Origin of the sequence: Alcaligenes sp. 13f (genome assembly GCF_020496585.1) — a bacterium.
GTDB lineage: Bacteria > Pseudomonadota > Gammaproteobacteria > Burkholderiales > Burkholderiaceae_B > Alcaligenes > Alcaligenes phenolicus.
Genome location: NZ_JAHKKC010000002.1, coordinates 220,746 through 247,427 on the forward strand (window position 1 = coordinate 220,746; position 26,682 = coordinate 247,427).

General features: G+C 56.8%; 23 protein-coding genes. 13 read left to right on the forward strand and 10 right to left on the reverse strand.

Annotated features, from left to right (window positions below):
- Position 1 precedes the first annotated feature (1 nt).
- From fdnG to KOE80_RS02480, 3 genes are all read right to left on the reverse strand, one after another.
- A complete protein-coding gene (gene fdnG / locus KOE80_RS02470; protein WP_226348272.1) occupies positions 2-3,076 on the reverse strand; it encodes a formate dehydrogenase-N subunit alpha in 3,075 nt (1,024 codons plus the stop codon).
- 237 nt (positions 3,077-3,313) lie between these two features.
- Positions 3,314-3,988, reverse strand: a complete 675-nt coding sequence (locus KOE80_RS02475) for a DUF1971 domain-containing protein (RefSeq protein ID WP_137430586.1) — start codon at positions 3,986-3,988, stop codon at positions 3,314-3,316.
- A gap of 87 nt (positions 3,989-4,075) precedes the next feature.
- Positions 4,076-4,789, reverse strand: coding sequence for a Crp/Fnr family transcriptional regulator (locus tag KOE80_RS02480; protein ID WP_226348273.1), 714 nt, complete (start codon positions 4,787-4,789; stop codon positions 4,076-4,078).
- Positions 4,790-5,147: 358 nt separating this feature from the next.
- Here KOE80_RS02480 and KOE80_RS02485 point away from each other — a divergent pair, with 358 nt between their 5' ends.
- From KOE80_RS02485 to KOE80_RS02510, 6 genes are all read left to right on the forward strand, one after another.
- The gene (locus KOE80_RS02485) at positions 5,148-6,131 is read left to right on the forward strand and encodes an ABC transporter substrate-binding protein (protein WP_226348274.1); all 984 of its coding nucleotides are present in this window, start codon (positions 5,148-5,150) and stop codon (positions 6,129-6,131) included.
- Positions 6,128-6,907, forward strand: a complete 780-nt coding sequence (locus KOE80_RS02490; RefSeq protein WP_226348275.1) for an ABC transporter permease — start codon at positions 6,128-6,130, stop codon at positions 6,905-6,907. Before KOE80_RS02485 ends, KOE80_RS02490 begins: the two co-directional genes overlap by 4 nt.
- The gene (locus KOE80_RS02495) at positions 6,900-7,601 is read left to right on the forward strand and encodes an ABC transporter ATP-binding protein (RefSeq protein ID WP_226348276.1); all 702 of its coding nucleotides are present in this window, start codon (positions 6,900-6,902) and stop codon (positions 7,599-7,601) included. Before KOE80_RS02490 ends, KOE80_RS02495 begins: the two co-directional genes overlap by 8 nt.
- Positions 7,598-8,041 (forward strand): CopD family copper resistance protein, encoded by a 444-nt coding sequence (locus KOE80_RS02500; RefSeq protein WP_035270184.1) that lies wholly within the window; start codon positions 7,598-7,600, stop codon positions 8,039-8,041. The genes KOE80_RS02495 and KOE80_RS02500 overlap by 4 nt, the downstream gene beginning before the upstream one ends.
- A gap of 23 nt (positions 8,042-8,064) precedes the next feature.
- Positions 8,065-10,173 (forward strand): TonB-dependent receptor family protein, encoded by a 2,109-nt coding sequence (locus KOE80_RS02505; protein WP_226348277.1) that lies wholly within the window; start codon positions 8,065-8,067, stop codon positions 10,171-10,173.
- A gap of 724 nt (positions 10,174-10,897) precedes the next feature.
- Positions 10,898-11,317, forward strand: a complete 420-nt coding sequence (locus KOE80_RS02510) for a helix-turn-helix domain-containing protein (protein WP_226348278.1) — start codon at positions 10,898-10,900, stop codon at positions 11,315-11,317.
- Positions 11,318-11,456: 139 nt separating this feature from the next.
- On the opposite strand, the gene KOE80_RS02515 is transcribed toward KOE80_RS02510, so the two are convergent.
- Both KOE80_RS02515 and KOE80_RS02520 read right to left on the reverse strand, forming a co-directional pair.
- Positions 11,457-12,407 (reverse strand): carbon-nitrogen hydrolase family protein, encoded by a 951-nt coding sequence (locus KOE80_RS02515; protein ID WP_021447211.1) that lies wholly within the window; start codon positions 12,405-12,407, stop codon positions 11,457-11,459.
- A gap of 20 nt (positions 12,408-12,427) precedes the next feature.
- On the reverse strand, positions 12,428-13,750 hold the full coding sequence (locus KOE80_RS02520) for an MFS transporter (protein ID WP_035270190.1): 1,323 nt from the start codon (positions 13,748-13,750) through the stop codon (positions 12,428-12,430).
- Positions 13,751-13,853: 103 nt separating this feature from the next.
- On the opposite strand from KOE80_RS02520, the gene KOE80_RS02525 reads away from it, so the two are divergent.
- From KOE80_RS02525 to KOE80_RS02555, 7 genes are all read left to right on the forward strand, one after another.
- Positions 13,854-14,786 (forward strand): LysR family transcriptional regulator, encoded by a 933-nt coding sequence (locus KOE80_RS02525; RefSeq protein ID WP_226348279.1) that lies wholly within the window; start codon positions 13,854-13,856, stop codon positions 14,784-14,786.
- Between the two features lie 66 nt (positions 14,787-14,852).
- A complete protein-coding gene (locus tag KOE80_RS02530) occupies positions 14,853-15,536 on the forward strand; it encodes a response regulator (protein ID WP_060185405.1) in 684 nt (227 codons plus the stop codon).
- A gap of 24 nt (positions 15,537-15,560) precedes the next feature.
- Positions 15,561-16,967 carry a sensor histidine kinase gene (locus KOE80_RS02535; RefSeq protein ID WP_226348280.1) on the forward strand — a complete coding sequence of 469 codons (1,407 nt, stop codon included), beginning with the start codon at positions 15,561-15,563 and terminating at the stop codon, positions 16,965-16,967.
- A gap of 124 nt (positions 16,968-17,091) precedes the next feature.
- Positions 17,092-18,084 carry a Bug family tripartite tricarboxylate transporter substrate binding protein gene (locus tag KOE80_RS02540; RefSeq protein ID WP_035270195.1) on the forward strand — a complete coding sequence of 331 codons (993 nt, stop codon included), beginning with the start codon at positions 17,092-17,094 and terminating at the stop codon, positions 18,082-18,084.
- Between the two features lie 94 nt (positions 18,085-18,178).
- Positions 18,179-18,616, forward strand: a complete 438-nt coding sequence (locus KOE80_RS02545; RefSeq protein WP_035270589.1) for a tripartite tricarboxylate transporter TctB family protein — start codon at positions 18,179-18,181, stop codon at positions 18,614-18,616.
- Entirely contained in the window at positions 18,613-20,136 is a 1,524-nt protein-coding gene (locus KOE80_RS02550; RefSeq protein WP_009463441.1) for a tripartite tricarboxylate transporter permease, read from the forward strand. The genes KOE80_RS02545 and KOE80_RS02550 overlap by 4 nt, the downstream gene beginning before the upstream one ends.
- Before the next feature lie 79 nt (positions 20,137-20,215).
- Positions 20,216-21,256: an AbrB family transcriptional regulator gene (locus KOE80_RS02555; protein ID WP_035270197.1), complete on the forward strand. Its 1,041-nt coding sequence runs from the start codon at positions 20,216-20,218 to the stop codon at positions 21,254-21,256.
- An 87-nt stretch (positions 21,257-21,343) separates the two neighbouring features.
- Here the strand turns inward: KOE80_RS02555 and KOE80_RS02560 are convergent, their stop codons facing one another.
- The 5 genes from KOE80_RS02560 to KOE80_RS02580 form a co-directional block, all read right to left on the reverse strand.
- A complete protein-coding gene (locus KOE80_RS02560; RefSeq protein WP_035270198.1) occupies positions 21,344-21,871 on the reverse strand; it encodes a pyridoxamine 5'-phosphate oxidase family protein in 528 nt (175 codons plus the stop codon).
- 36 nt (positions 21,872-21,907) lie between these two features.
- Positions 21,908-22,456 carry a superoxide dismutase family protein gene (gene sodC, locus KOE80_RS02565; RefSeq protein ID WP_009463437.1) on the reverse strand — a complete coding sequence of 183 codons (549 nt, stop codon included), beginning with the start codon at positions 22,454-22,456 and terminating at the stop codon, positions 21,908-21,910.
- A 140-nt stretch (positions 22,457-22,596) separates the two neighbouring features.
- Positions 22,597-23,499, reverse strand: a complete 903-nt coding sequence (locus tag KOE80_RS02570) for a LysR family transcriptional regulator (protein WP_226348281.1) — start codon at positions 23,497-23,499, stop codon at positions 22,597-22,599.
- A gap of 245 nt (positions 23,500-23,744) precedes the next feature.
- Positions 23,745-24,806 (reverse strand): carbon-nitrogen hydrolase family protein, encoded by a 1,062-nt coding sequence (locus KOE80_RS02575; RefSeq protein ID WP_226348282.1) that lies wholly within the window; start codon positions 24,804-24,806, stop codon positions 23,745-23,747.
- A 19-nt stretch (positions 24,807-24,825) separates the two neighbouring features.
- Positions 24,826-26,673 carry a cation acetate symporter gene (locus KOE80_RS02580; protein WP_226348283.1) on the reverse strand — a complete coding sequence of 616 codons (1,848 nt, stop codon included), beginning with the start codon at positions 26,671-26,673 and terminating at the stop codon, positions 24,826-24,828.
- Positions 26,674-26,682: the final 9 nt, after the last annotated feature.

Genomic DNA, 26,682 nt, shown 5'->3' on the forward strand with positions numbered 1-26,682 from the left:
CTTACTCCTTAACCTTTTCAAGTTGAACCAGGAAGGCCTTGGTCTCCGGCGTTTGCGAGTTGCCATCGCCTACCGGCGGGGTCAGCGCATTGATCAGGAAACCAGGTCGGGCCAGACCCACAAATCCCCAGTGCAGCGGGATACCCACTTGGTGGACAACCTTGCCATCCACGTTCAGGGCCTTGATGCGCTTGGTCACCACCGCCACGGCCTTGATATAGCCACGGTTGGAGGACACCTTGACGCGGTCACCTTGCACAATGCCCACTTCCTTGGCCAGCTCCTCGCCAATTTCCACAAACTGTTCGGGCTGCACGATGGCGTTCAGCTTCACGTGCTTGGTCCAGTAGTGGAAGTGCTCGGTCAGGCGGTAGGTGGTGCCCACATAGGGGAACTTGTCTACCGTACCCATGGCTGCCAGGTCGTCCTTGAAGATACGGGCCGCCGGGTTGGTCATGGCACGTGGTTCGTCAGGACTGAGCGGGTTGTAGCTCAGAGGGCTTTCAAAAGGCTCGTAGTGCTCGGGGAAGGGGCCTTCTGCCATGCCTTTACGGGCAAAGAAGCGGGCGACACCTTCGGGGTTCATGATGAACGGGCCCATGCCATCAACCGGATTTTCATCGGCCTTGTAGTCAGGGACGTCCGCACCACCCCAGCGCTTGCCATCCCAGTGAACCAGGCTGCGACGTGGGTCAAAGGGTTTGCCGGTCAGGTCACAGGAAGCACGGTTGTAGAGCACGCGGCGGTTTGCTGGCCAGGCCCAGGCCCAGTTCAGCGTCTGGCCGATTCCGGTTGGATCGCTATTGTCGCGGCGAGCCATCAGGTTGCCTTGCTGCGTCCAGGCACCGGCATAGATCCAGCAACCGCTTAGCGTGGTGCCGTCGTCGCGCAATTCGGCAAAGCCATCCAGCTGCTCGCCTGCCTTACGCGTGATCTTCGTCGGATCCTTGGGATCATGCAGATCCACCAGTGCGCGGCCCGAGTATTCCTTGGCCAGTTCAGCGGCGGTTGGATCATCCGGGTTGGAGTAGGGCCAGGACAGGTTCAGGATCGGATCAGGGAAGGCACCGCCTTCTTTCTGGTACAGCGAGCGAATACGCGTGAACAGCGTGCTCATGATCTCAATGTCGCTCTTGGCCTCGCCCGGAGGGTTGGCGGCCTTCCAGTGCCATTGCAACCAGCGGCCCGAGTTCACCAGTGCGCCTTCTTCCTCGGCGAAACAGGTGGTGGGCAGACGGAAGACTTCGGTCTGGATGGAAGCGGAATCGACATCATTGTGCTCGCCATAGTTCTTCCAGAACTCTGACGTTTCCGTAACCAGCGGGTCCATGATGACCATGTACTTGAGCTTGGAGAAACCTCGCAGCAGCTTGGCCTTGTACGGTGCCGCCGCCAGGGGGTTAAAGCCCTGACAGATGTAGCCCGTCATCTTGCCTTCGTCCATCAGCTCGAACACTTGCAGCATGTCGTAGAGCTTGTCCAGCTTGGGCAGATAGTCGTAGGCCCAGTTGTTCTCGGCCTGGGCGGCATCACCAAACCAGGCTTTCATCAGGCTGACGTGGAACTTCTTGTAGTTGCGCCAGTAGCTTAGCTGGTTGGGGCGTAGCGGCTGTTGGGCACGTGCGCCGATGTAGCCGTCAAACTCTTTCTCGGCCTGGTTGGGCAAAGTCAGATAGCCGGGCAGCAGGTTGGACATCAAACCCAGGTCAGTCAGACCCTGAATGTTGGAGTGTCCGCGCAGCGCGTTCATGCCACCGCCGGCAATACCAATATTGCCCAGCAGCAGCTGGACCATGGCGCCGGTACGGATGATCTGCGAACCAATACTGTGTTGCGTCCAGCCCAGCGCATACAGGATGGTGCCCGCGCGACCCGGTTCAGCGGTCGAGGCCAGCATTTCACAGACTTTCAGGAACTTGTCCTTGGGCGTGCCACAGACGCGTTCCACCATCTCGGGCGTGTAGCGCTCATAGTGCTTGCGCAGCAGTTGGTAGACCGAGCGTGGGTGTTGCAAGGTGGGGTCCGTCTTGACGTAGCCGTCCTCGCCCAGCTCGTAGTCCCAGGAGGACTTGTCGTAGCTGCGTTTTTCTTCGTTGTAGCCCGAATACAGCCCCTGCTCGAAGTCAAAGTCTTCGCGCACGATAAAGGGCATATCGGTGTAGTTGCGCACGTATTCGTGCTGGATCTTGTCGTTGTCCAGCAGGTATTTGATGACGCCACCCAGGAAGGTGATGTCACTACCGGTACGTATAGGCGCGTAAAAGTCCGCTACGGATGCCGAACGCGTAAAGCGTGGATCCACAACGATCAGTTTTGCATTGTTGTGTGCTTTGGCCTCGGTCACCCATTTGAAACCACAGGGGTGCGCCTCGGCTGCGTTGCCGCCCATAATCAGCACAATATCCGCGTTCTTGATGTCGACCCAATGGTTCGTCATCGCTCCACGGCCAAACGTCGGGGCAAGACCTGCCACCGTCGGGCCGTGTCAGACACGTGCTTGGTTATCGAACGCCAGTACACCCATGCTGCGGATGACTTTATGGGTGACATAGCCCACTTCGTTACTACTTGCCGAAGCAGCCAGCATGCCGGTGGTCAGCCAACGGTTGACGACGGTGCCGTCTTCAGCGGTGGTCTGGAAGTTGGCGTCGCGGTCTTCTTTCATCAGCTTGGCAATACGCGTGAAAGCGTCTTCCCAGGAGATGCGTTCCCACTTGTCCGAGCCAGCGGCACGGTATTCAGGGTATTTGAGTCGGTTGGGGCTCTTGATGAAATCCACCAAGCCTGCGCCCTTGGGACAGAGTGTGCCGCGGTTCACGGGGTGGTCGGCATCGCCTTCAATGTGAACCACGCTGGGCTCGGCATTCATGGCGCCGTCACCACGGGAGTACAGCAGCACCCCACAGGCTACGGAACAGTAAGGACAGGTATTGCGCGTCTCTGTCATGCGGGTCAGTTTGTACTGCCTGACTTCCGCCATGGCGGGGGTGGGCGCAGCGCCCAGCAAGACCATGCTGGAACTGGCCAGCGAGGCCCCCGTCACTTTGAAGAACTGACGCCGATTCATGTTCACCATGCGGCTCTCCAATAGGATTGTGTTTTCGTGTTTGAAATCGTCAGGGGAGGCGCCTTGTGAGCTCTGCCCCTGTTTTATAGTTGAACAGTATAAGCGTTGAACTTATGGGCTACTGCCAAGAGGGCGTGTCTAATTGATCAAGGACAATCTTGATTCTATTGAGGTTTTCACGCCGGAGCCGCAAGTGTAGTCGGTGATGCGGGTATTCACCTACTATTTGCAAGGGATTTTTTCAATTTAGCGGGCTTGTTTGAAGAATTCGATCTGAAAGCTGCCGGGCAGTTCGAACTCCACGTGATGCAGAACTTGGGGCTCAATCGCCACACATTGTCCGGCTGTCAGCACCACTTCAGTAAAAGGCTCCTGATCCAGAGCAAAGCGCAGCACGCCGGTTTGAACACGCAGCAGGCCCCAGGTGCCAACTTTGGTGTTGTGGGCACGGCGCAAGGCCTCGGGCAAATTGTCCGGCGTGAAAACGGGGGATTGGCTGTAGCGCTCCAGCCCTTCAGGCAGGGTGTCAGGCAGGCGCGTTTGATTGCTTTGCGCCTGATAGGTCTGCCAAAGTTTGGCGGCAATGCGGTCTGCCATAGCGTCTGCCTTTTGTTGCAGGGTGGGTTTGCCCAGCGTGGCCGTGGTTTGGTGGAAAATTTCCAGCCAACGCTCAAACAAGGGCCAGGATAACTCGGGCAGGGCGGCATGGCGTGCAATCGGGGCCCCTTTGAAGCGGCGTGTGCCCAGCAAGATGGCCGACCAGAAATCGCACAGCATATCCAGATGCTCGTCCCAGTCCTGCACATTGTGTTCAAAAATCGGGCCTAGCTGCGCATCTTGCCGAACCTGGGCGTAGAACTGGGTCACCAATTGGCGAATGTCGGCTTCGGTGTAAGCGGCCTGCGGCGGCAAGTGTGTCATGAGTATCAAGCAGAGAAGCTAAAAGTCGGCATTCTCGGTCTGCTTGAAAAGTACTCAAATGACAAAAGTCATGAGTGCGTCGATCGCTTAAAAAGAGCGTTGGGCTGGACTGGCCAAGCGGCGCAGGTGGGCCTGGTCATGTACCTGCCAATCGCTGCGCTTGCCACTGACGTAACCACGCGCCTGCCAGTCGGTGAACAATCGGCTCAAGGTCTCTGCCCGTATACCCAGATGGGCGGCCAGTTGCCGTTGGTTCAAGGGTAACTGGATTTTTTCCCCTTGGCGGGCTTGCAGATTGAGCAAGTAGTTCGCCAAACGCTCGGCGGCCGAGCTGGCTGAAATCCAGTCCACTTTATTGACTTGTGCATACAAGGCGCTGCTCAGGCCCGCCATCATGTTCATGGCCAGTTCGGGCCAGCGGCGGCAGGCTTCTTGCAGGCTGCTGCGCGAGAGTTTGTAGACGCGCACGGTTCCCTTGGCGCGAGCGCACATGGGGTAGCGTCCATGCGGCATGAACATGGCGGCTTCCGCTACCAATTGGCCGGGCTCGAAAACATTGAAAACACGTTCGTCACCATTTTGGCTGTAGCGCAGGATTTCTACCTGTCCACTGTCCACCAGCAAGCAATAGCGGGCCTCGTCGCCTTCATTGAACAGAATCTGCCCAGAACTGGCGTTTTGAGCCAAAGCGTCACGGCACAAATGCTGGATGACCTCGATGGGCAAACCTTGCAGGAGACGGTGGCGAGCCAGCAATTCAAACAAAGCTGGACACGGGCCGGGCATGTTGACTTTTGTCATTGGGGCGCTGGGATGAAGATGGGAAAATCCCCATTTGATAATAGTTCTCATTATGCAAATCTTCATGCCATATATCTATCAAGGGTTTCATTGCTGGGCTGCATCTCAGGGAAAAATTGCCCGTTCAGAGAGAGGGCGGCAGGCTCTCGCCAGCCATGCGCGTGGGCTTCCCTTAAACCAAGCTGCTCCCAAGGCAATCGATGCTGGCTTATCGGGTAAGCATGCTGCCATGCTCCGTCTGGATGAACCTGATCTAAAAAAAGGGGCACAGGTTCACGTTTTGGGTGGAGTTAAGGAGCGGGTTCTTGCTCGGTTTGCCTCTAAGGCGCTGGGTAACTCCAAAAGAGATGGCCGTGGGATGTTCGTTCGCAAGGTCTTGAGCCGTGTTTTGCCTGGCTTGCTCCTGGCCTCGCTGGTAGCAGGTGCCCAGGCCGCTCCCCGTTACAAGTCTCTGACTCTGGCCGGCCCAGGCGCGGTGGTGTCCTATCCCTTGATGCATATGGCGCGGACCCAGGCCTTGAGCCAATACACGGACAAGCTGGAGTTTCGTCTGTGGCAGAACCCGGATCAGTTGCGTGTTCTGCTGGCTAAAAAGGAAGTGGATTACAGCGCTGCACCCAGCAATTTGTCTGCCTTGATGTTCAACAAGGGGCAGGCCGTCAAACAGCTGAATATTTCGGTCTGGGGCATTTTGTGGCTAGTCAGCCGTGATCCCGCCGTCAAGAGCTTTAGCGATCTGGCCGGTAAGGAACTGCTGGTGCCATTTCAGCGCGATCTGCCTGCTGTCTTGCTGGATACCTTGCTGGTCAAGCAAGCCCAAGGGGGTAAGGAAACTGTACGCTTGCGTCGTACGCGCGATGCTCAGGACGCCATTGCCTTGATGCTGACCGGCCAGGGCGATCAAGCCTTGCTAGTTGAACCCACTGCTTCCTTGCTCTTGTGGCAGGCGGAGCAGAAGAAGGTGGAGCTGCATCGCGGTCAAAGTCTGGAGCAAGCCTGGGCGCAGGCTTTTCCTTTGCAACAGGCGCTGCCTCAAGCCGGTGTCATGGCTAACGTCACTGTGGCCCACGATACCGAGCTGAATCAGGCCGTGGAACGGGCTTATGCCGAGTCGGCCCGCTGGTGCAGCCAGCAGCCGCAAGAGTGCGCCCAAATGGTTCATGGCTATTTGCCTCAGTTCCCGGTTCCGGCAATTCAAACCGCTATTGAAAAGACTCGTCTGGATAGTCGTCCAGCCAGTGAAATCCGCCCTCAACTGGAGGCGCTGTACCAATTGCTGGCGGATCAGCATCCCCAAGCCTTGGGTGGTGGTCTGCCTGCTGCCGGGTTTTATGGACCATGAAAACCAGGTCTCATTTAACGGCTCGTAGCTCTCGTGCATGGGGCGTAGCGGGTGTGCTGCTGATTCTGCTGTGCTGGCAGATCAGCGCCATGTTTCTGGGGCCTTTGCTGATGGCTTCGCCCATGGAAACTGCCCGCGCGATTCCGCGTTTGATGATGTCCGGGCACTTTCTGAATGACGCCGGAGCCAGTCTGCTGCGCGTGGCCATTGGCGTCAGCGTGGGTTGCTCCATTGGTTTCACGCTAGGCATTTTGGCGGCACACAGCCCGCGTCTGCGTGGCTTGCTAGAGCCTTTGCGTTGGCTATTGATGGCGATTCCGCCTGTGGTGGTTGTTGTGCTGGCCATGCTCTGGTTTGGCCTGGGTTCGAGCATGGTGATTTTCATGACGGTGCTGATGATGGTGCCGGGCATGTACGTGAACACCGTCAAAGGGATGTTGCAGGTGGACCGCGATCTGATCGAGATGAGCCACGTGTACCGCTTTGGCTGGTGGCGCCGTCTGCGTCACCTGTATCTGCCTTCTCTGACGGCTCCTTTGACTGCCGCTTTGCTGATCGCTTGCTGCGGTGGGGTTCGTCTGGTGGTGATGGCCGAAGTGCTGGGTGCAGAAAGTGGCGCAGGCTATGCCTTGGCCAACGCACGTAGCACCTTTGACAGCGCCGAGCTGTACGCCTGGGTTGTGCTGATTCTGGGCTTGGTCGCCGTGATTGAATTTGTTCTGCTGCAACCCTTGCAGCGTCGTCTGGGACAGTGGCGGGAGGACAGCCATGCTTGAGCTAAGCCATGTCCAGGTCCTGTTCGGGCAAAAGCCGGTTTTGCAGGATTTAAGTTTCACCTTGCAGGCCGGGCAGCGCCTGGGCGTTCTGGGGCCTAGTGGCGAAGGGAAAAGTACCTTGCTGCGTTTGGTTGCGGGCCTGATCAAGCCTGATTCCGGCCAGGTCTGGAACGAGTTTCGTCACCCCGTGCTGGTGTTTCAGCAGCCCCGTTTGCTGCCTTGGCGCAGCGTGCTGGACAACGTGCAGATTCCGCTGCGTGCGCAAGGCTTGTCGACTGCGCAAGCCAAAGAGCGTGCCATGTATTGGCTGGGGCAGGTGGAACTGGCCGATGTCGCCCAGTCCTGGCCCGGCGAGCTGTCCGGTGGCATGGCACAGCGGGTGGCACTGGCCCGCGCCTTTGCCTTGCAACCGGACCTTTTGCTGCTGGATGAACCCTTCAGTGCTCTGGACCCGGCGTTGCGCAATAGCCTGGCTCAAGTCTGCCTGCGCTGCCTGGAAGAAACCGGAGCAGCGCTGCTGTACGTCAGTCATCAACCCCGTGAATTGATGCGGGTCGCTGATTCCTGCCTGCTGCTGAAAAAGGGGCAAGGCCAGTTGTTTGAACCGGTGGCCCCGGCGGATACCGCTGCCCGCGAGCGTCTGGCCGATTCCTTGTATGCCCAACTTTTGTCTCAGGAGGTTTTGACGCCATGACTGCCTATCCCGTGATCCTGCTGTTCCATCTGTTTGCCGCTCTGTTTTTCATCGGCACGGTGTTTTTTGAAGTCCTGATGCTGGAAGGCATACGCAAGCACGTTCCGCGAGAGGCCATGCGTACCTTGGAGATTGCCATTGGTGACCGCGCCCGCCGCATCATGCCCTGGGTTCTGCTGGTTCTGTACAGCGCCGGGATAGGTTTGGCTTGGCATCACCGCGCTGCGCTGGCCCATCCTTTCGATAACACTTTGGGCCTGTTTTTGACCATCAAGATTCTGTTGGCGCTCAGCGTTTTTGGCCACTTTCTGACGGCCATGACTTTGCGGCGCACCGGACGCATGAAGTCCATCCATTTCAAGCGGATTCACCTAAGCGTGTTCTGTCACATGGTCGGGATCGTGATCCTGGCCAAGACCATGTTTTATCTGCACTGGTAATTTCACTTTCTATCGAGAATACGATGTCACACGTTCCTGTATTGCGTCGGCTGACAGTCAGCCTGGCGCTGGGAGGGCTGTGGTCGGGCGCCGCCTGGGCCGACCCGTCTACCTCCACCCTGTCTCCCATTGTCATCAAGGCGCCTGTCGGGCAAAGCGTGCTGCAGGCTGACCTACGACAAGAGAAAGCCCGCCTGGACGCCGTGCCCGGTGGCACCAACTTGATTCAGCCGCAGGAAGAAGTGCGTCTGGTGACCTTGCGCGATGCCCTGGATTATCAACCCGGTTTGGTAGTGCAGGATTTCTTTGGCGGGATTGATCAGCCTCGGCTCAATATTCGCGGTTCGGGGATTCAAAGTAATCCGGTTAATCGAGGTGTCTTGCTGTTGCAAGATGGTCTGCCTTTGAACGAGGCGGATGGCTCGTTTGTGATCGGCTTTCTGGAACCGCGCAACAGCTCCTTGATCAGCGTGCGGCGTGGTGCGAATGCCTTGTCCGCCAGTGCGACCACTTTAGGTGGGGAGTTGGATTTTCGCTCCATGAACGGTACGCAGGGTGACGCCATCAGCGTGGAGGGCGGCAGTTTCGGGCGTCTGGGTCTGTATGCCGCCAAGGGTTTTCAGACGGACGAGTTTGATGGGCGTTTGGCAGTCAGCCATGACAAGGCCGATGGCTATCGTCATCACTCGGATTCCGAGCGCACGAATGTACAAGGCAATATCGGATTCAAGCGCGGGCAGTTCGAGAATCGCACCTACCTGTCCTATGTGGATTTGATGTTTGATATTCCCAATGTGGTCCCACGCGAACGTCTCTACAGCGATCCGCGCAGTGTGATGGGGGACTATGGCACGCCGCAGGATATGGCAGCTAACGTCTATAAACGTGACCCGAATCGCAAGGCTACTCAATTCCGTCTGGCTAACCGTAGCTACTGGGGCACTGAAGATTTCAATCAGACCGTGGGGCTGTATTGGCAGACGGTGGACGATACCTTTACGAATCCGCAGGTGTCTTCGCCCACCAAGGGGAATACCTATGGCGCACAGTGGCAGTTGGCTGGTCGTGAAGGCAGCCTGGATTATCGCCTTGCCCTGGACTGGGCGCGCAGTGATATGGATCGTGAGTTGTATGCGGTCAATCCTGCCAATGGCAGCCGTGCCTTGTTCTTTGGGGACTATCGCCTACGGGCTGAAAACCGCAATGCGCTGTTGGGTTTGAGCTGGAAGGTTGCGCCCCAGTGGGCCGTGGTGGGGGATGTGAAGTACAGCCAGGCGATTCGTGATGCGCGCAATCGTTTGGGGGGCGATACCCTGAACCAGAAATGGTCCTACGCCAGCCCGAAACTGGGAGTGGTGTGGCAGCCGTCCGAGGATTTGCGGGTGTTTGCCAATGTCAGCCGCAGTCATGAGGCGCCTACGTATTGGGAGATCATCAGTGCGGAAGTACCGCAGCCCATGAATGTGCGCTCGGCAGTGACAGGGCTGACGGAATTGAATGTGCAAAAGGCGACGACTTTTGAGTTGGGTGGTGCCGGGCGTTGGGGCAGTGGCGAGTCGGCGGTGGACTGGTCCCTGGCTGTGTATCGCAGCAATGTGAAAGATGAGCTGATGGCTGTCAGTGATGCAACCGGGGCTTCATCGGTGACATTTAACTATGCTGATCGGACGCGGCACCAGGGCGTGGAGGCTGGTTTGAGCGGTTCCTTGCCTGCTCCGGCTGCAGGGCGCTGGGACTATCGTCTGTCTTATACCTACAGTGATTTCCGCTTCCGAGGGGGCGAGTATGAAGGCAATCGTATTGCCGGGGTGCCCAAGCATTTGCTGGGTGCAGAACTGGTATATCGACGTGGTGGCTGGCGGTTTGGGCCGAACGTGCGCTGGCTGGCTTCAGATACGCCGACCAACCATCAGAATGTGGAAGGCACGCATCAAAATGCTTATGCCATTTGGGGTTTCAAGGTCGCTTATCAGCATGACAAGCATTGGAGTGCTTATCTGATGGCAGATAACATTTTTGACAAGACGTATGCCAGCAGTTATGTGATTCGACGTTCGGCTTCGGAGGCGATGCCTACTTATCTGGCGGGCAATGGCAGGAGTTTCTTTGGTGGGGTGAAATATAACTTCTGATTGTTTTTGATGCCTTGGTTTTTGGCTTGATGATTAGTTAACGATTAGGCAGGAATTGTCTCAGTGAAGACGCCCCTCTGGCCTGCGCCGGGGCCTTGGGGCTTGAGCACTTGCCGGTGCTGCGCACCGGTCCCCTTGTCAAGAGATCAGGCAGGGCGCACCCAGAACTCACCCGGTACTTGGTCCCCCGGACCAAGTACAAGCGTCGGGTTCAAACAGCTGGGTGCTTGAACCCCCGCCTGATCTCTCGCCTGCGGCAAGCACTCTGAATCGCCCCAAGGCCCCGGCGCAGGCCAGAGGGGCTCACAGGGAATTCTTGCCTTAAGGCTTTCCGACTACAGGGGCGTGACTTGGGCTTTCATTGCACGGTCCCTTGAATCGGCCACGGGTTTATGACGCTGCGTCTGGGTGGATTAAGGCCCGCTTGTATCTGAATTGTTGTTGTTGTTGTTGTTGTTGTTGTTGTTGTTGTTGTTGTTGTTGTTGTTGTTGTTGTTGTTGTTGTTGTTGTTGTTGTTGTTGTTGTTGTTGTTGTGTAGTGCTGTGGGAGAGTGCCTCTGACGTGTTCAGGGGCTTTTTTTTGGTCTGTTTGGATGTGTGTCTTGATCAGGATCAGCCGATAGGGCGGTCAGGGTGCATTTTCAGAATTATCTGACAGACCGGGGTGGAATGGGTCGGTAAGTTCAGGGTTCACCGTTCTCTTACATCCTTAGGTTTGTCAGCCATGATGAATACATACTTGTTGACCACTGAAGATATTGATCCTCGCACTTTGCCCGAGCAGGCCGTGCTGTATGCCCATCTGTTGACACGAGATGCCATGAATGATGAGTGCGTGCGCAAGTTGATGGCCGCACCGCGTTTTGTGCGTTCGGACAAGAGTATCCCGTATGTGGTGCTCAAGGATATGCGAACGCATCGCTGGACCCTGATTCGTGCCTGGCGCGAGTATCTGGAGATCAAGCGCGAGCGTTTGGCCAGTCGTTTGGGAATCAGTGTGGCGGAATACAACGTGATCGAGAAAGGTCTTGTTCCATTGAGCCTGACGATGTTGGCTCTGTTGGCGCAGGGAATGGGTCTGGACGAGACGCAGTTGCAGATGTCTCCGTATCAGCCCGTGCTGGAACCTTTGGCTTTGAGCTAGTGCCAAGGGATTAAAAAGAAAGCTACGACAGGAAAGGGCAGGTGCAGGCAGCAGCTTGTGCCAGGCTCAAAAGCAGTTCCGGCCCCATCACGTTTATCGCGCGATGGGGCCGGTTTTCTGGTGCAGGATTTGGCTGGTTTTACTCGGCCGAGTCTTCGGTTTGCAGTTTCACTACCTGCTTGGCTCGGGTGTCTACATGCAGGGAGAAGATGTCGGGGCGCGAGTAGTGGCCGTAAACATCAAAGTCCAGGTTGGCCTGTTTGAGCAGGTCCATATCCAGTTCGGCGTACAGCTCGGTTTCTTCGTCAAACACCGGGCCGGCCAGCACTTCGCCGGTGGGGCTGACGATCATGCTGCCGCCGTGCATTACGTAGCTGTCCGGAGCAAATTCGCCGGGCAGGGCAAATTCTTTCTGGAAGGACTCGGGATAGTTGTTCAGGCGGATGGCCTGGCAGGCGGACAGCACAAACACACGGCCTTCAACGGCGATGTGAATCATGGACGAGGCCCAGGTGGGGCGGTCGTCTGCCGTGGGGGCGCAGTACAGTTCGGTGCCTTGGGCATACATGGTCTGACGCAGGGTGGGCATGTAGTTCTCCCAGCAGATCACGTTGCCGATTCGGCCCATGGGGGTGTCGACAGTACCCATGGTGGAACCATCGCCAAAGCCCCAGACCAGACGTTCCTGGCCGGTAGGCATCAGTTTGCGGTGGATGCCCACCACGCCTTTGCCCGGAGCCAGTGTCAGAGCGGTGCAGTACAGGGTGCGGCCCATTTTTTCGATTACGCCCATCACGGTGTAGACACCGGTTTGGGTAACGGCATCGGCCAGTGCTTCCAGTTCAGGGCCCCCCAGGGTGACAGCGCCTTCCACATACATCTGGTACAGGGCACGGCCTTCAGGACGGCGGTTGCCGATGACGCTGCCAAAGCTGATGCCTTTGGGATACCCGCCCAGAAAGGCTTCGGGAAAGACAGCCAGGGTGGCGCCATTGGCAGCCACACGCTGCAAGATGGCGGCGGCTTTTTCTACACTGCTGGCAGAGTCAAACGGGATGGATGCCGCTTGTATAACTGCAACTTTGCTCATAACTAGGTCTCCTTTAAAGGTCAGCCTGCGGACAAGTCCACGTTTTTGGTTTCAGGCAGGCGGGTATACAGGATCAGGAAGCACACCAGGGATACGGCAGCCAGGTACCAGGCCGGTACGTTGGGGTTGCCTGTGTACTGGATCAGGGCGGCAGCAATGAAGGGGCCAGGACCAGCCAGCAGTGCCGACGAGACGTTGTGACCCAGTGCGGCGCCGGTCGAGCGAATCGAGGCGGGGAACACTTCCACCAGCAGCACGACGTTCATGACGGCAGAGATGGCTACCAGGAAAGCCATGATGATCAGGCCCAGCAGAATCAGCGCGGGTTTGCCAGAGTTCATCATGATGAAAATCGGGTAGGCCATGATGGTCAGACCCGCAGCGGCAAACAAGGCCAGTTTGCGGCGACCGTAGTGGTCCGAGAAACGGCCAACCAGTGGGTGCAAGATGCAATACACCACCAGCGAGGCACTGCACAGCCACAGGGCCGAGGTCTTGCTCATGCCCAGGATGGAAACCAGGTGGTTATTGGCGTAGGTGATGAAGTAGTACAGCGACACCAGGAACAGGGCGGAGAACGCAAAGGACAGAACAAAGGCGTTGAACTTGTCCTTGGACGAGACGCGCTCCAGTGTGTTGTTGGCTTTCTTTTCCTGCAGCTCGTGGTAGACGGGGGTGTCGTTCAGTTTGCGACGGATAAAGACCGCAATGAAAGTCATCACAATCGACAGCACGAAGGGCACACGCCAGCCCCAGCTGTAGACCTGGGCTTCGGTCAGCGTGGCGTTGATGGCGGCAGCGGTGGCGGTACCCAACAGGAAGGCGATGCCGGCGGTGAAGGTCACCACGCTGGCGGCGGTGGCACGACGGTTGGAGGGGGCGCTTTCCACCAGGAAAATACCGGCAGCGGACCACTCGCCACCCACCATCATGCCTTGCAGGAAGCGCAGCACAACCAGCAAGATAGGAGCCGTAATGCCGATGGTGTCATAGCCAGGCAGCAGGCCAATCAGAGTAGTGAACACGCCCATGCCAAAGACGGTAATCATCAGCACGGTCTTGCGGCCAAAGCGGTCGCCAATCGGGCCCAGAATCAGGGCGCCAAAGGGGCGCGAGACAAAGCCCACGGCAAACACGGCCAGGGACGACAACAGGGAAACGCCAGCGGCGTCGGATGGAAAATAGATGCTGCCGATAATGGCTGCAAAGTAGCCATAAATCGCGAAGTCAAACCATTCCATGAAGTTGCCAATACCAACGGCAACAACTTGTTTTTTACTTAAGCCCGGCTGGCCTGGGGGGGCCGATTTGGCATGTGCAGGGGCGACGGTAGCAGTGCCCATAAAGATCTCCTCGAGCAGGGCAGGTGAATACCCGACCCTTATTGTGGTTGTGGCTGATTTTTAGTCTAATCAAGCCAAATAATTATTCAAACTAATTAGAAAAATGGCTTCCATTAATATCGCTAATATCAGGCGGATGGATCTGAACCTGCTGCTGGTGTTCCAGTGCTTGATGAACGAGCGCAGCGTGACCAAGGCCGCCAATGCCCTATTTCTGACCCAGGGCGCTGTCAGCGCGTCTTTGCGCAAGTTGCGGGTGGTATTCAATGACGAGCTGTTTACCCGTGGTTCGCACGGAATGACGCCTACGCATCGGGCCTTGGAGATTGCCCCGCAGATATCCGAGGCCCTGAAAAGCATCTCGGCGCTGGTCACATCCGAGCAGGAGTTCGATCCAGCTCGCTCCAGCCGGGTTTTTCGCATCGCTTTGTCCGACGATCTGGAAAATATGCTGGCCAAACGCATGATTCGCATGGCTGACGAGCATGGCTGGACGATCAGTTTTTCCTTCTACCAAACGAATAGCTATTTGTGGCCGCAAAGCATGGTGGAGCATGGGGCGGATCTGGCGATTTGCTCCAGCCCCAAATTTCTGAGCACCATGCACAAGTCGCAAGTGCTGTTTTCCGCTTCCTATATCTGCATTTACGATAAGCAGTCCATTGCGTTTTCAACCCCCATCAGCAAGCAGGAGTATTTGCATGCTCATCATGGGCGGGTGTCCTTTGACGGCTTGCGCGGCTTTGTTGATGAACTCTTTGATGCCGAGCGACTGCAGCGCAAGGTCAAGGCCTCGTTCACGCATTTTTCCGGGGCAATCAACGCCATTATTGGCAGCCCTTTGGTGCTGACCATGCCCGATTACGCCGCCCGCTCCTTTGTGGAATGCAATAGTCGATTAGCCGTCTCGCCGGTGCCGTTGCGAGTGCCATCTTTTGTGGTGTCCATGATTTGGGACATCAACAAGGAACATGATGAAGAAAGCCGCTGGTTGCGGCGTTTTGTGCTGGAGCTGACCGAGTCTGTCAGCCAGTGACGTGCTGCTGATACGATCCGGCGGCGTACTATTGCCCCTGTTCTGTTTTCTTTTCTACTATCCGCCATGCGAATTTTATTGATTGAAGACGAGCCTGATTTGGCCCTGTGGCTGACGCGCAGCATGCAAAAGAAAGGGTTTGCAGTCGAGTGGTCCAACGACGGGATGGTGGCCTACCATCGTTTGCAGATCGAGGAATTTGATGCGCTCGTCCTGGACCTGGGCTTGCCGGGCATGGACGGACGTGCCTTGCTGGCACGTCTGCGTTCGGAGGATAACCGGACTCCCGTGTTGATTTTGACGGCTCGCGACTCCTTGCAGGAGCGAGTGGAAGCCCTGGAGTGTGGGGCGGACGATTTTTTGCCCAAACCTTTTCGTATTGAAGAGCTGGTGGCGCGCGTCAATGCCCTGATTCGTCGTAGCCGGGGCAAGGACAAACCGCGTATGGCGTGTGGCAGCCTGATCTATGACTTGTCCACACAGCGCTTTACGCTGGATTCGGCGCTTCTGTCCGTGTCACCGCGCGAGGCCGAGGTGCTGCGTATTCTGGTGCAGCGTAGCGGAGAACCTGTGAACAAGCAGTTCATCCTGGATCGGCTCAATGACAAGGATGAGGATGAAATCAATATTGAAGCTATCGAGGTATTGGTGCATCGCTTGCGCAAGAAACTGCAGTCCTCGGATGTCCATATCGTCACTTTGCGCGGCGTAGGTTATTGCCTGGAGCCTGTGGGCGATGATGAGCCTTAGCGTATTGCCTTATCGGGGGCAAATATGGCCTTAAGCAGTCTGCGTCGTACTTTGTTGTTCATGCTGATTCCTGCGGCCTTGCTGACCTCGGGCGTGTCCCTGTTTGTTTCCAGCATGACTCTGAAGGATCAGGTCAACGCCGCGTTTGACCGGGCTTTGGCCGGTGCCTTGAAGTCCATGTCGTCCAATGTCTTGACCATTAGTGGCGGGCTGGCGATGGAGCAGTCTTACTACATGATGGAGTTCATGGAGTACACCATCAGTAGTCAGGTGTATTTCAGGGTGGCTACTGAAGATGGTTTATCGGAAATTGGCTTTACCGGTATGCCGCTGCCAGTGCGGCGTCTGCTCAGTAATCAGCCCGTTTTCTATGACGCTGAATATCTGGGAGAGCCCTTGCGCATCGCGGCGGTGGCGCTGGAATCGGATGGACGCTTGCAGACTTATCAAGACAGCCGAATCCTGATTCAGGCAGGTGAAAACCTGAGCGAGCGCCATGCTTTCATACGTAAAGTCATTATCCAGAATCTGATTCAGGACATGGCGGTGTTCAGTCTTTTCATTGTTCTGATTCTGGCTGGCACCTTGTTGGCGCTACGCCCTTTGCGCAAGTTGAGCGCCGAGGTACGGCATCGTTCCCCCGACAACCTGGAGCCGATCAGCGAGGCCAGCCTGCCGCGAGAGGTCCGGCCTTTGGTACAGACCATCAATTTGCATATGGATCGTTATGCACGCAAATCACGCGAGCAACAGCAGTTTCTGGACGATGCCTCGCACCAGTTGAAAACCCCCTTGGCTGTTTTGCTGACCCAGGTGGATTTTGCCCTGTCTTTGGCCAAGACCGATGAAATGAAGGAGGTGCTGGAGGCAATTCAATTACGCTTGAACAACACGGCTCAGATGACGCATCAAATGGTGGCCTTGTCCAGGGTTCGCGATGCTGCTGACCAGCTACGCACCCGCGCGGCCTTGGGCACAGTCGACTTGTGCCAGCAAGCCGGGCTGGTGGTGGATGAGCTCTGGAGCCTGGCGAGGTCCAAGCGTCAGGACCTGGGCCTGGACGCGCCCTCCACCCCTGTTCGGGTAGCCGGGGAGGCTTGGCTCTTGCAACAGGCTTTAAGCAATATGGTCAGCAATGCCATCAAGTACTGCCCACGTGCTGCATGCATTACGGTAACGGTGCGCAAGGAAGGGCCGGTGTGCAGCATTCAGGTTGAAGACGATGGTCCGGGTATGAGTGCTGATGATATGGCCAAGGCGGGCCATCGTTTCAGGCGTGGCGAGGCGGGGAAGGCCTTGCAGGGCTCCGGTTTGGGGCTGGCGATCGTACAGGCTATTGCACAGATTCATGGCGCCCGCATGAGCTTGCGGACAGGCCCGCAGCAGCGTGGTTTGATTGTGCGTTTGGAGTTTGATTCGCTTGAACACTGATTGGATTGTTCAGGGTATACCCTTGAAAATCGTGTTTTTTGGCGAAATTGAAAGGTAGGCGAAAGCTTCGCTCCGGTAAGGTCGCACCCATTACAACGACCAAGATCCTCCTGGAGGCGAATCAATGACTATCCACATGAAACTACGGGTGCTACTGGCCAGCAGTATTCTGGGCTTGAGCAGCCTGAGTGGCGTACAGGCCCAGCAACCCTCCAAGCCTGAGTGTATTGCTCCAGCACAGCCAGGCGGCGGGTTTGACCTGACCTGTCGTGTAGCCGTGAACGGTTTTCTGGAAACCAAGCTGCTGGAAAATCCCATGCGCACCGTCTATATGCCCGGCGGTGTAGGGGCGGTGGCCTATAACCATATCGTGGCGCAGCGTCCGGGCGACGGCAATGCGATTGCTGCTTTCTCGGGTGGCTCCCTGCTGAATCTGGCACAGGGCAAGTTTGGCAAATACTCGGTAGAGGACGTGCGCTGGCTGGCGTCGATTGGCAGTGATTATGGCGTGGCCATTGTGCGTGCGGACTCGCCTTATCAGGACCTGAAATCCCTGATGGAGGCCTTCAAGGCCGACCCGACCAAGATTGTTCTGGGAGCGGGTGGTTCCGTGGGAGGGCAGGACTGGATGAAGGCTGCATTGACGGCCCGTGCCGCAGATGTGGATTTCCGCAAAATGCGCTTTGTTGCCTTTGAGGGCGGTGGCGAGGCGATGACGGCCCTGCGCGGTGGCCATATTCAGGCCTATATGGGCGATGCAGCCGAAGCTCACACCATGCTGGAGGGTGGGGCGCCTATTCGTGTTCTAGCTGTCTTTAACGATAAGCGACTGGACGGTGCGCTGGCCGAGATTCCCACGGCCAAAGAGCAGGGCTTTGATATCGAGTGGCCTATTATTCGCGGCTTTTATGTGGGCCCCAAAGTCTCTGACGAGCAATATCAGTGGTGGGTTCAGGCGTTCGAGCAGCTGATGAAAACGCCCGAGTTTGCTCGCATGCAAACCCAGCAGGGCCTGTTCCCCTTCAATATGAGCGGCCAGGAACTGGATGCTTACGTAAAACAACAAGTACTTCAGTATCGAGAATTGGCTGACTCGTTTGGCCTGATCAAGAAGTAAGTTTTTACGGTACTCCCGGCCGGTTTGCGCCGGGAGTGCCGCCTGTCTGCCCCGTCGTCCATGGCGGGTGAATCCGGAGATTCCAATCATGACGCTGAATGATCGCGTACTAGGCGTGGGCGCGCTGGTGCTCGCTGCCTTGATCACCGCTTTTGGCTACGACCTAGAGCCGCCTTTTTCCTATGAGCCTGTTGGCCCCAAGGCCTTCCCTTTATTGCTGGCCTTGATCATTGCTTTATGCGGGCTGCGCCTGATTATCAAAGGTGGTGGGACTGTGCCTGCCAACCCCAGTGGAGCCAATGGCCGCATCTTGATGATGGTGGCCTACCTGGCGGCTTATGCCTGGCTGTTTCAGTGGCTGGGTTTCATCATTGCCACCACGCTGATGGCTACCTTGGTAGGCCGTCTGTTTGGCGGTAGCTGGAAGCAGGCCCTGATTGGCGGGCTGGCGATGGGAGTGGGGCTGTTTCTGCTATTTGATTTGGGCCTGGATGTGGTTCTGCCCTACGGCATCCTGGGAGAGTGGTTATGAGCTCGATTCTTGATTATTTGAGCGTAGGCTTTGGCGTTGCTTTTTCTGCCCAGAATCTGCTGGTCGCCGCGATTGGCGCTTTTATCGGCACCATTGTGGGCGTGTTGCCTGGGCTGGGGCCGATTAATGGTGTAGCCATGCTGGTGCCGATTGCCTTTGCCATGAAGCTGCCCCCGGAGTCTGCTCTGATCCTGCTGGCCGCTGTGTATGTGGGTGCGGAGTATGGTGGTCGTATTACCTCCATTCTGATCAATGTGCCCGGTGAAGCGGCAGCGGTCATGACGACGCTGGACGGTTATCCGCTGGCGCGCAAAGGTTTGGCCAGTGTGGCCTTGTCCTTGTCGGCTTTTTCCTCGTTCATCGGGTCCACCATTGCCATCTGCGGTATTGTGCTGCTGGCTCCCATGCTGGCGGGCTGGGCGGTTGCCTTTGGCCCGGCCGAGTATTTTGTGCTGATGGTGTTTGCCTTTTGTGCGCTGACCAGTTTGTTGGGGGATGAGCCAGTCAAAGGTATCCTGGCCGCTATGCTGGGCCTGTTCATTTCTACGGTGGGAGTGGACGCCAACTCGGGGGTATATCGGTACAGCTTTGATATTCCGAACCTGGCAGACGGCATTGATTTTGTTGTTGTCGTGATTGGTTTGTTTGCTGTGGCAGAGATGTTGCAGATGCTGGAAAACCTGTTGGGTGGCGTGTCGATCGAAGTACCTAAAAGCAAGCGCAAGCTCTTTAACCTGAAAGAGCTGGGCATGACCTGGTGGAGCACCGTGCGTGGTGGTGTGATGGGTTTTTTCATCGGTATCCTGCCCGGTGCCGGGGCCAGTGTGGCCTCTGCGGTGGCCTACGCCAATGAGAAAAAATATATCGAAGGCAAAGATCCCAATGCCATGTTTGGCCAGGGCGATATGCGTGGCCTGGCTGCGCCAGAGGCGGCCAATAACAGTGCTGCAACCGGCTCCTTTATTCCCATGCTGACACTGGGCGTGCCAGGCTCTGGAACAACGGCGGTCATGATGGGTGCCCTGACGCTGTACAACATCACGCCGGGGCCGGTGCTGTTTGAGTCTCAGCCACAGATTGTGTGGGGCTTGATCGCCTCCTTGATGGTCGCCAACGTCATGCTGTTCTTGATGAACGTGCCCATGGTGCGGGTCTTTGCCTCCATGCTGGCTATTCCTCCGCGCCTGTTGGTGCCTGGTATTTTGGCGATCAGCTATATCGGGGTCTATGCCATCAATGGCACGAGCTTTGATCTGCTGCTGGTCGTTGGTATCGGCGTTCTGGGCTACTTCCTGCGCAAGATGAACGTGCCCATGGCACCGATGGTGCTGGGAGTGGTTCTGGGCAATATGATGGAGCAGAATCTGCGTCGCGCGCTGTCCATCACGAACGGTGAAATCGGTATTTTGTTCGAGAGCAAAGTTTCAATTGCCTTGTGGATCGCGGCCGTTTTGGTTAGTGTAGGTCCGATCGTGCTGCGTCGTATTGCAGGGCGCAAGCAACTGCACGACGAGACATAAATAGGGGGACCCCACCGCTTCGGTGGGGCTTTTATCGGGAGAAAGCGCCAGGCTGCGGCCTGGCCTTGTTGTTTTTGTTATGGCTATCTGGTTTCGAATTGCCCTGGGTTTTGGGGTGGCCCTGCTTGGTGCCCTGGTGGCCAGTTGGCTAAGTATGCCTTTGCCCTGGATGTTGGGTGCCCTGATCTTGACGGCAGCTACCAAAATGGCGGGCAGTCCGGGGGCCTGCATGCCGCTGGCACGCAATGCAGGTCAATGGGTTATTGGGACATCCCTGGGGCTGTATTTCACCCCAGCCATGGTGCATTTGATTGGCAGTAATGCTCTGTTTATCGTGATGGGCATGGTGTTTGCGCTGGTCTTGTGCTGCATAGGCACATTCATGCTGACCCGTTATGCCGGTACGGATCTGCGTACTGCCTGGTTTGCCAGTGCAGTAGGGGGAGCCAGCGAGATGACGGGGCTGGCGGAGCGTTATGGCGCACGTCCGGATCTGGTCGCCTCTGCACATGGTTTGCGGGTGCTGATGGTCGTAGTGATTATTCCCTTCGCGTTCGAGGCTTTGGGCTTTTCGGGGGAGCAGGCGGGAGCTGTCGTACGGCCTGATTTTTTGAACCTTCCTGGTCTGGCTCTGCTGGTGCTGTTAAGCAGTGTGGCCGGCTTCCTCTTTCAAATCTTGCGTTTGCCCAACCCTTGGGTGCTAGGCCCTTTGTTGGTGGTGGCCATTCTTACGTATAACGACATTATTTTGTCGGGCCTGCCGATACAAATTTCCAACTTGGGGCAGCTGTGCATTGGCTGGGCTCTGGGCGACAAGTTCGGGCCGGACTTTTTCCGTCGTGCTCCCAGGTATTTGGGGGTCGCTGCCATCAGTAACCTGATCAATCTGTGCTTGGCGTTTGCCTTCGCCTATGGCCTGTATCGGCTTTCCGATATTGCCTATCCCACGTTGGTGCTTGGCGTTAGCCCAGGCGGCATTGCAGAGATGGCGATTACCGCCAAAGTGCTGCAACTGGGAGCGCCGATGGTGACCTCCTTTCAGGTGGCGCGCATGGTTTGCGTGTTGGTGTTGACCGGACCTTTATATACCCGTCTTGCCCGCTACTTAAAACTGAGTTGAGGGCTGTTCGTATCAGCCTGATGAAAAAAGCCCGGTGTCTGACCGGGCTTTTTTTTGCATCAAGAAAGGGTGGCTTGCGACAGAGGGTTAGCGGCCAGGCGTGACTTTGCCATGCTCGCCGATCTCGGTCAGGCGCTCGCCCATCAGGGTGGCTTTCAGCATTTTTCCGGCTTGTGCCAGCTTGCCTTCGCGCACGCTCCAGTACTCCGCACTATCAATATGCACGCACACCAGCGCCAGATCAGGGTCGGTAATACCCTCGGCAAACCAGGCTTCAGTCATGGTGTTCCAGAAGCGTTCTTTCTGGTTCATGGAGTCGACCACGCGGGCCATACCGGACACCGACACATAGGTGTCGCTTTTAGGATCGGCATAGCTGACGTTCACATGCGGATTGGCGCTCAGATTACTGACCGGGTCACTGCTGCGCGACATGAAGAACCATAGCTTGTCATGCTCATAGTCCTCTTGGGTCGACCCCATTTTTGCCTTCTGGGTTGTCATGGGCCAGGCATGGAGTTCGCCATTGGCCGCATGGGTGACGAACATCGCAAAGCGGATGTCCTTGATAATCTCTTGCAGATGTTCAAAGGAAGATTCAATTGTTTCGTTCATGGCATCTCCTTGAGAAGGTTGAAGAGTTAAGACTGCTTACTTAATCACCCCGCAAGCAAAGCGTCCGCCACCGCCGCCCAGGGGCGCGGGGTGGTCGGAGTGGTTGTCACCGCCTTCGTGAATCATCAGGGAGCGGCCCTTGATCTGATCCAAGGACTTCAGGCGTGGGGCCAGAACGGGTGTGCTGGCGGTACCGTCAGCCTGTACATACAGGGCGGGCAGGTCGCCCAAGTGGCCGTTGCCCCATGGGAAGCCGTGCTTGCCGGTTTTTGCAGGATCCAGGTGGCCGCCCGCTGCTCCGGCAGGCGTTACCTTGCCGTCTTTTTCGCTGGGGGCGCAGCTGGCGTTCTCATGCACATGGAAGCCATGTACACCGGGTTTCAGGTTTTTCAGGTCTGGCGTGAAAACCAAACCATGCTCTGTCTGACGGACGCTAACCTGGCCGATCTGTTCGCCAGCACCGCTTTCGGTAGCCATATTCATGGGGATGATGACGTCGGCCAGCGAAGGGGCGGATAAAGCAAGGGTGGCGCCTGCGGTGGCCAAGACCATTGCGCATCGCGCTTTGAAGGAAGAAAAACGCATAAGGCTGATTCCTTTGCTGAAATAAAACAGAAGGTGAGATCAGCCTAGCATTGCAGCCGCGCCATGCAGTTAAGAGACGTTTCTCTTTGTCAGTAAAGTCGGCCTGAAAAAGTGCCTGAAAGCGGTGGACCAAGAAAGGTTTAGTCGGTCCGACAAGGGTAGTCCCGGCCTATCGTCTTTTCCAGAAAACGAGTTACTGCCTTGATGCGGGGCAAGTATTGCAAGTCCCGATGCACTGTCATCCAGATGGTGCGACGTACGGTAACTTGTTCATCCAGCAGCTTGATCATGCCCAGTCTTTCCGGTTTGGCAAAAGAGGGTAGCATGACGATACCTGCACCGGCTGCGGCGGCAAACATCTGGGCAATCATGCTGGAGGACTGAAAAGCCAGCTTGGGCCGGGAGATGATTTCATTAAGCCAGCGCACGGTATCCAGCTGGATCAGGTCGTCCACATAAGAGGCAAAGTGGTGATCCAGCAGGTCGTCCAGATCACAGGGATGACCGTGACGGGTCAGGTACTCGGGAGACGCGTACAGATGTAGCGGAAAGGAGCCCAGGGGCACCACATCAATGGACTTGCCTGCCATGGGAAAAAAGCTCAGGAATACATCTGCTTCACGCCGGTTGACGTGCATTTGCTGGGTCGTCGTGACTAGCTCAATGGCGATTTTGGGGTGTAGCGATGAAAAGCCCTGAAACTCTGCCGCCAGATATAAGGAGGCAATGCCTTCCATGGAGCCGACCCGCACTGTGCCGGAGGGCTCTTTAGGGCGATCCCCCAATTGTTCTGCCAGAGCCACGGCACTGGCTTCCATGGACTCCACATACTCCAGCAAGCCTTGCCCGCCTGCGGTCAGATGCAGACCCTGGTTACTGCGCTCGAAGATAGGCGCGTTAATCGTTTCTTCCAGTCGGCTGATATGACGGCTCAGGGTGGACGGGTCTACCTTCAAACGTCTGGCGGCCGCGCCCAGGGTGCCGCAGCGCGCCACTTCCAGGAAAATTTTCAGATCATGCCAATTGGGATCAATAGGAGACATGGCTACAACCCTGGACAAGAATATTTGCAAGGCGGGTATCAAATAATGGACGAAACCCGTGCGTATTTTTAAGTCTACTGCGAGCTATCACGGTATAGATCAAGCTTTCAGGGAGTTGCAAATTTGCAATGTACCTTGTGTTGGGGACGGCCTTGTTTGGAAAGAGAAATAGAGGCTGCCATGTACCCCCGAGGCAACGGAAGTACATGGCAGGTACTGCTAGCAGGGTGGGTCAGACGATGGCCTTATTCCTCCATCGTTTCCGAACTGGCTACCTGACCGTCCTGCACGGGCTCACTGCTACGTGATTGTTTACCGCTTGCGCTGTTTGGTCCTCGGAAAGTAGCGGGCGTGATGCGTCGACGATCAATGGACAGATCAAACACATCGAAGCGGTTGTAGTAGCCCACAATGTCGTGGAACTGCTTGGGTTCCACGCAGGCGTTCAAATCGAAAGTGGCATAGGCAATCCCTTCTTCATTTTGCAGAAAGTCGCCTACGGATGCGCCGGTGGGGTCCAGGAACTGGGTTGCCGCGCGCGGGGTGTTTTCCAGCACTTCGCGCGCCTGGGCATCCCCGCCTTCGGTCAGGGCATCAAGCATGGCCTGGTCCAGGAAACCGGCATTCAGAATGCCGAAGACTTTGGACTCAAAAGAGTGGCCGCCTGCTCGTATTTTGTTGGCTGCCACATTGTCAAAGTTCTGGCCTGATTTGGGCATGCGAGTCGGCCAGATAGCCGGCCAGGCGGAGATGTGAATCTGCTCGCCCTGGGCCGCCAGTGAGTAGCGGGCCAGCGGGTTGGTGTTCTCCCCGCAGATCAGGGCACCGATGCGGCCAATGCGGGTTTGGCACACGCGCAGACCATGGCCATCACCCGGAGCCCAGACCATTTTTTCGTAGAAGGTGGGCACCAGTTTACGGTGGTGATTCAGGATGGAACCATCATCGCCAATGATCACATTGGAATTCCAGATGCAGCCTACGCTGGCCTCGGTGCTTTCGCTAAAACCCAGGGACACAAAGATGCCATTGCGCTTGGCAGCGGCACGAATCTGGGCGATTTCCGGGCCATCAATATGGATGCTGTTGGCTGCCATTTTCTTGAACCAGTCGTGGTTGTAAATGGGCGCCCACAGCGCGGCCCAGACTGGAAAACCGGGGATGAAGGCTTCGGGAAAGGTAATCAGCTCGGCACCGTGGCGGGCGGCCTCGTCAATAATGGCAATGGCCTTGCGTACCGAGGCGGCCGCGTCCATGTAAACAGAGGCAATATGTGCCGCGGCAACTTGAGTGATTGGAAGTGACATGGTGTGTTTCTCTCTACGTTTAGTGAACCGTGGCCTTGGCCACACCTAATCCGGTTTCCCGGCGAACCGACATCTCTACCCACCTGGATTCCGACAGGGCGCTGCGGGTGAACAGCGAGAACAGAATCACCAGTAAAAAGCCCAGAGGGATGGAGATAATTCCGGGATTGCGCAAGCTGATCAGGGGCTTGGACAGGCCCACCACGCTGCTTGCATCGGCAGGAATGGCATCTGCCGTGGCCTGGGCTGCGTTGCGTTCAGTGACCAGCTTGTCGCGCAGGGCAGGGTCGCTTGCCGTGTTCAGCTTTTGATTGACGGTGGTGACAGTGGCCAGTGCCGCTTCTTTTTGCAGCAGCGGGTAGCTCATGTTGGGCGATACCAGCACCAGCCCGATGGACAAGATCGTTCCGCCTACTACACCCGCCACCACACCGGCGGTATTGCAGCGTTTCCAGTACAAGGTGCAGACCAGCGCTGGCAGGTTGGCCGATGCGGCAACGGCATAGCCCAGGCCCACCAGATGCGCCACGTTCTGTCCCTTGGCCGCAATACCGGCAGCGATGGAAATCACCGCCATCAGCAAGGTGGCGATACGCGCTGCAATGACCTGTTCGCGCTCGGTGCCTGCACCGTTGCGAATTGCGCCGATATACACGTCATGGGCCAGGGAGGAAGCCGCGGCCAGTGTCAGGCCGGCCACCACCGCCACAATCGTGGCAAAGGACACGGCAGCCACCACGGCCAGCATGAAGTTGCCCATCATGCTCTCCGGCCCCCCACCCAACAGTTGCGCCAGCATGGGCGCGGCCAGATTGCCGCCCTTGTCCAGGCCCAGAATTGCGCTGGGGCTGACATTCAGTGCGGCAGAAAAACCGATCACCACAATGAACAGATGGCACAGGCCGATGGCTAACATGGCGTACAGTGCCGATTTGCGGGCGGCTTGCGCATGTGGCACGGTGAAAAAGCGCATCAGGATATGTGGCATTGCGGCGGTTCCCAGCACCAGTGCCATACCCAGCGAAATCTGTTCGACCGGGTTTTTCAGATACAGGCCCGGTTCCAGAAAGCGCTGCCCGGCCTCGGCCACACCCAGCGAGGATTGCCCCAGGAAATTGATCACATGATTCTGGATGGCGAGGCTGGAAATGACCGAGCCAAAAAACGCTTCCACGTTAAAGCCGTAGGGCGCCCAGGACAGAATCACCAGCACGAAGCAGAAACTGATCAGCAGACCAGCCTTGAGCACTTGCACTGAAGTAGTGGCACGCATGCCACCAAATAACACGTAAATCAGCATCATCAGGCCGACGATGCCAACAGAAACCTCATAGGGAATCCCGATCAGCGCCCGGATAATCACGGCACCGCCCACAATCTGCGGGACCATGTAAAACAGCGCGACCAGAATGCTGGACCCGGCCACAACCAGCTTGGTGGCACGGAAGTTGTTTCGATAGGACAGCACATCGCCCAGCGTGTAGCGACCCAGATTCCGGCAAGGTTCGGCCACCAGAATCAGCACTGGAATGAAGGATACGAAAAAGCCCACCAGATAGCTGATACCGTCCAGACCATATATCGCGATCAGCCCGGAAACGCCCAAAAACGCGGCGGCTGAGAGGTAATCCCCGGCAATGGCCAGCCCATTGAAACGGGCGCTGATACCGCCGCCCGCCGTGTAGAAGTCGCTGGCAGTGGCGTTGCGGCGTGCCGCCAGAAACGTGATGCCCAGCGTGAACAAGAACAAGAAGGCGAATACTGAAAACGTCAGCACCCTGTTGCCTTCATTAACCAAGGTGCTTTCCTGTGCGAGCGCAGCTTCGCTGACAGCCATCAAGGCTGTCGCAAATACTATTTTTTTCATGATGAGCCC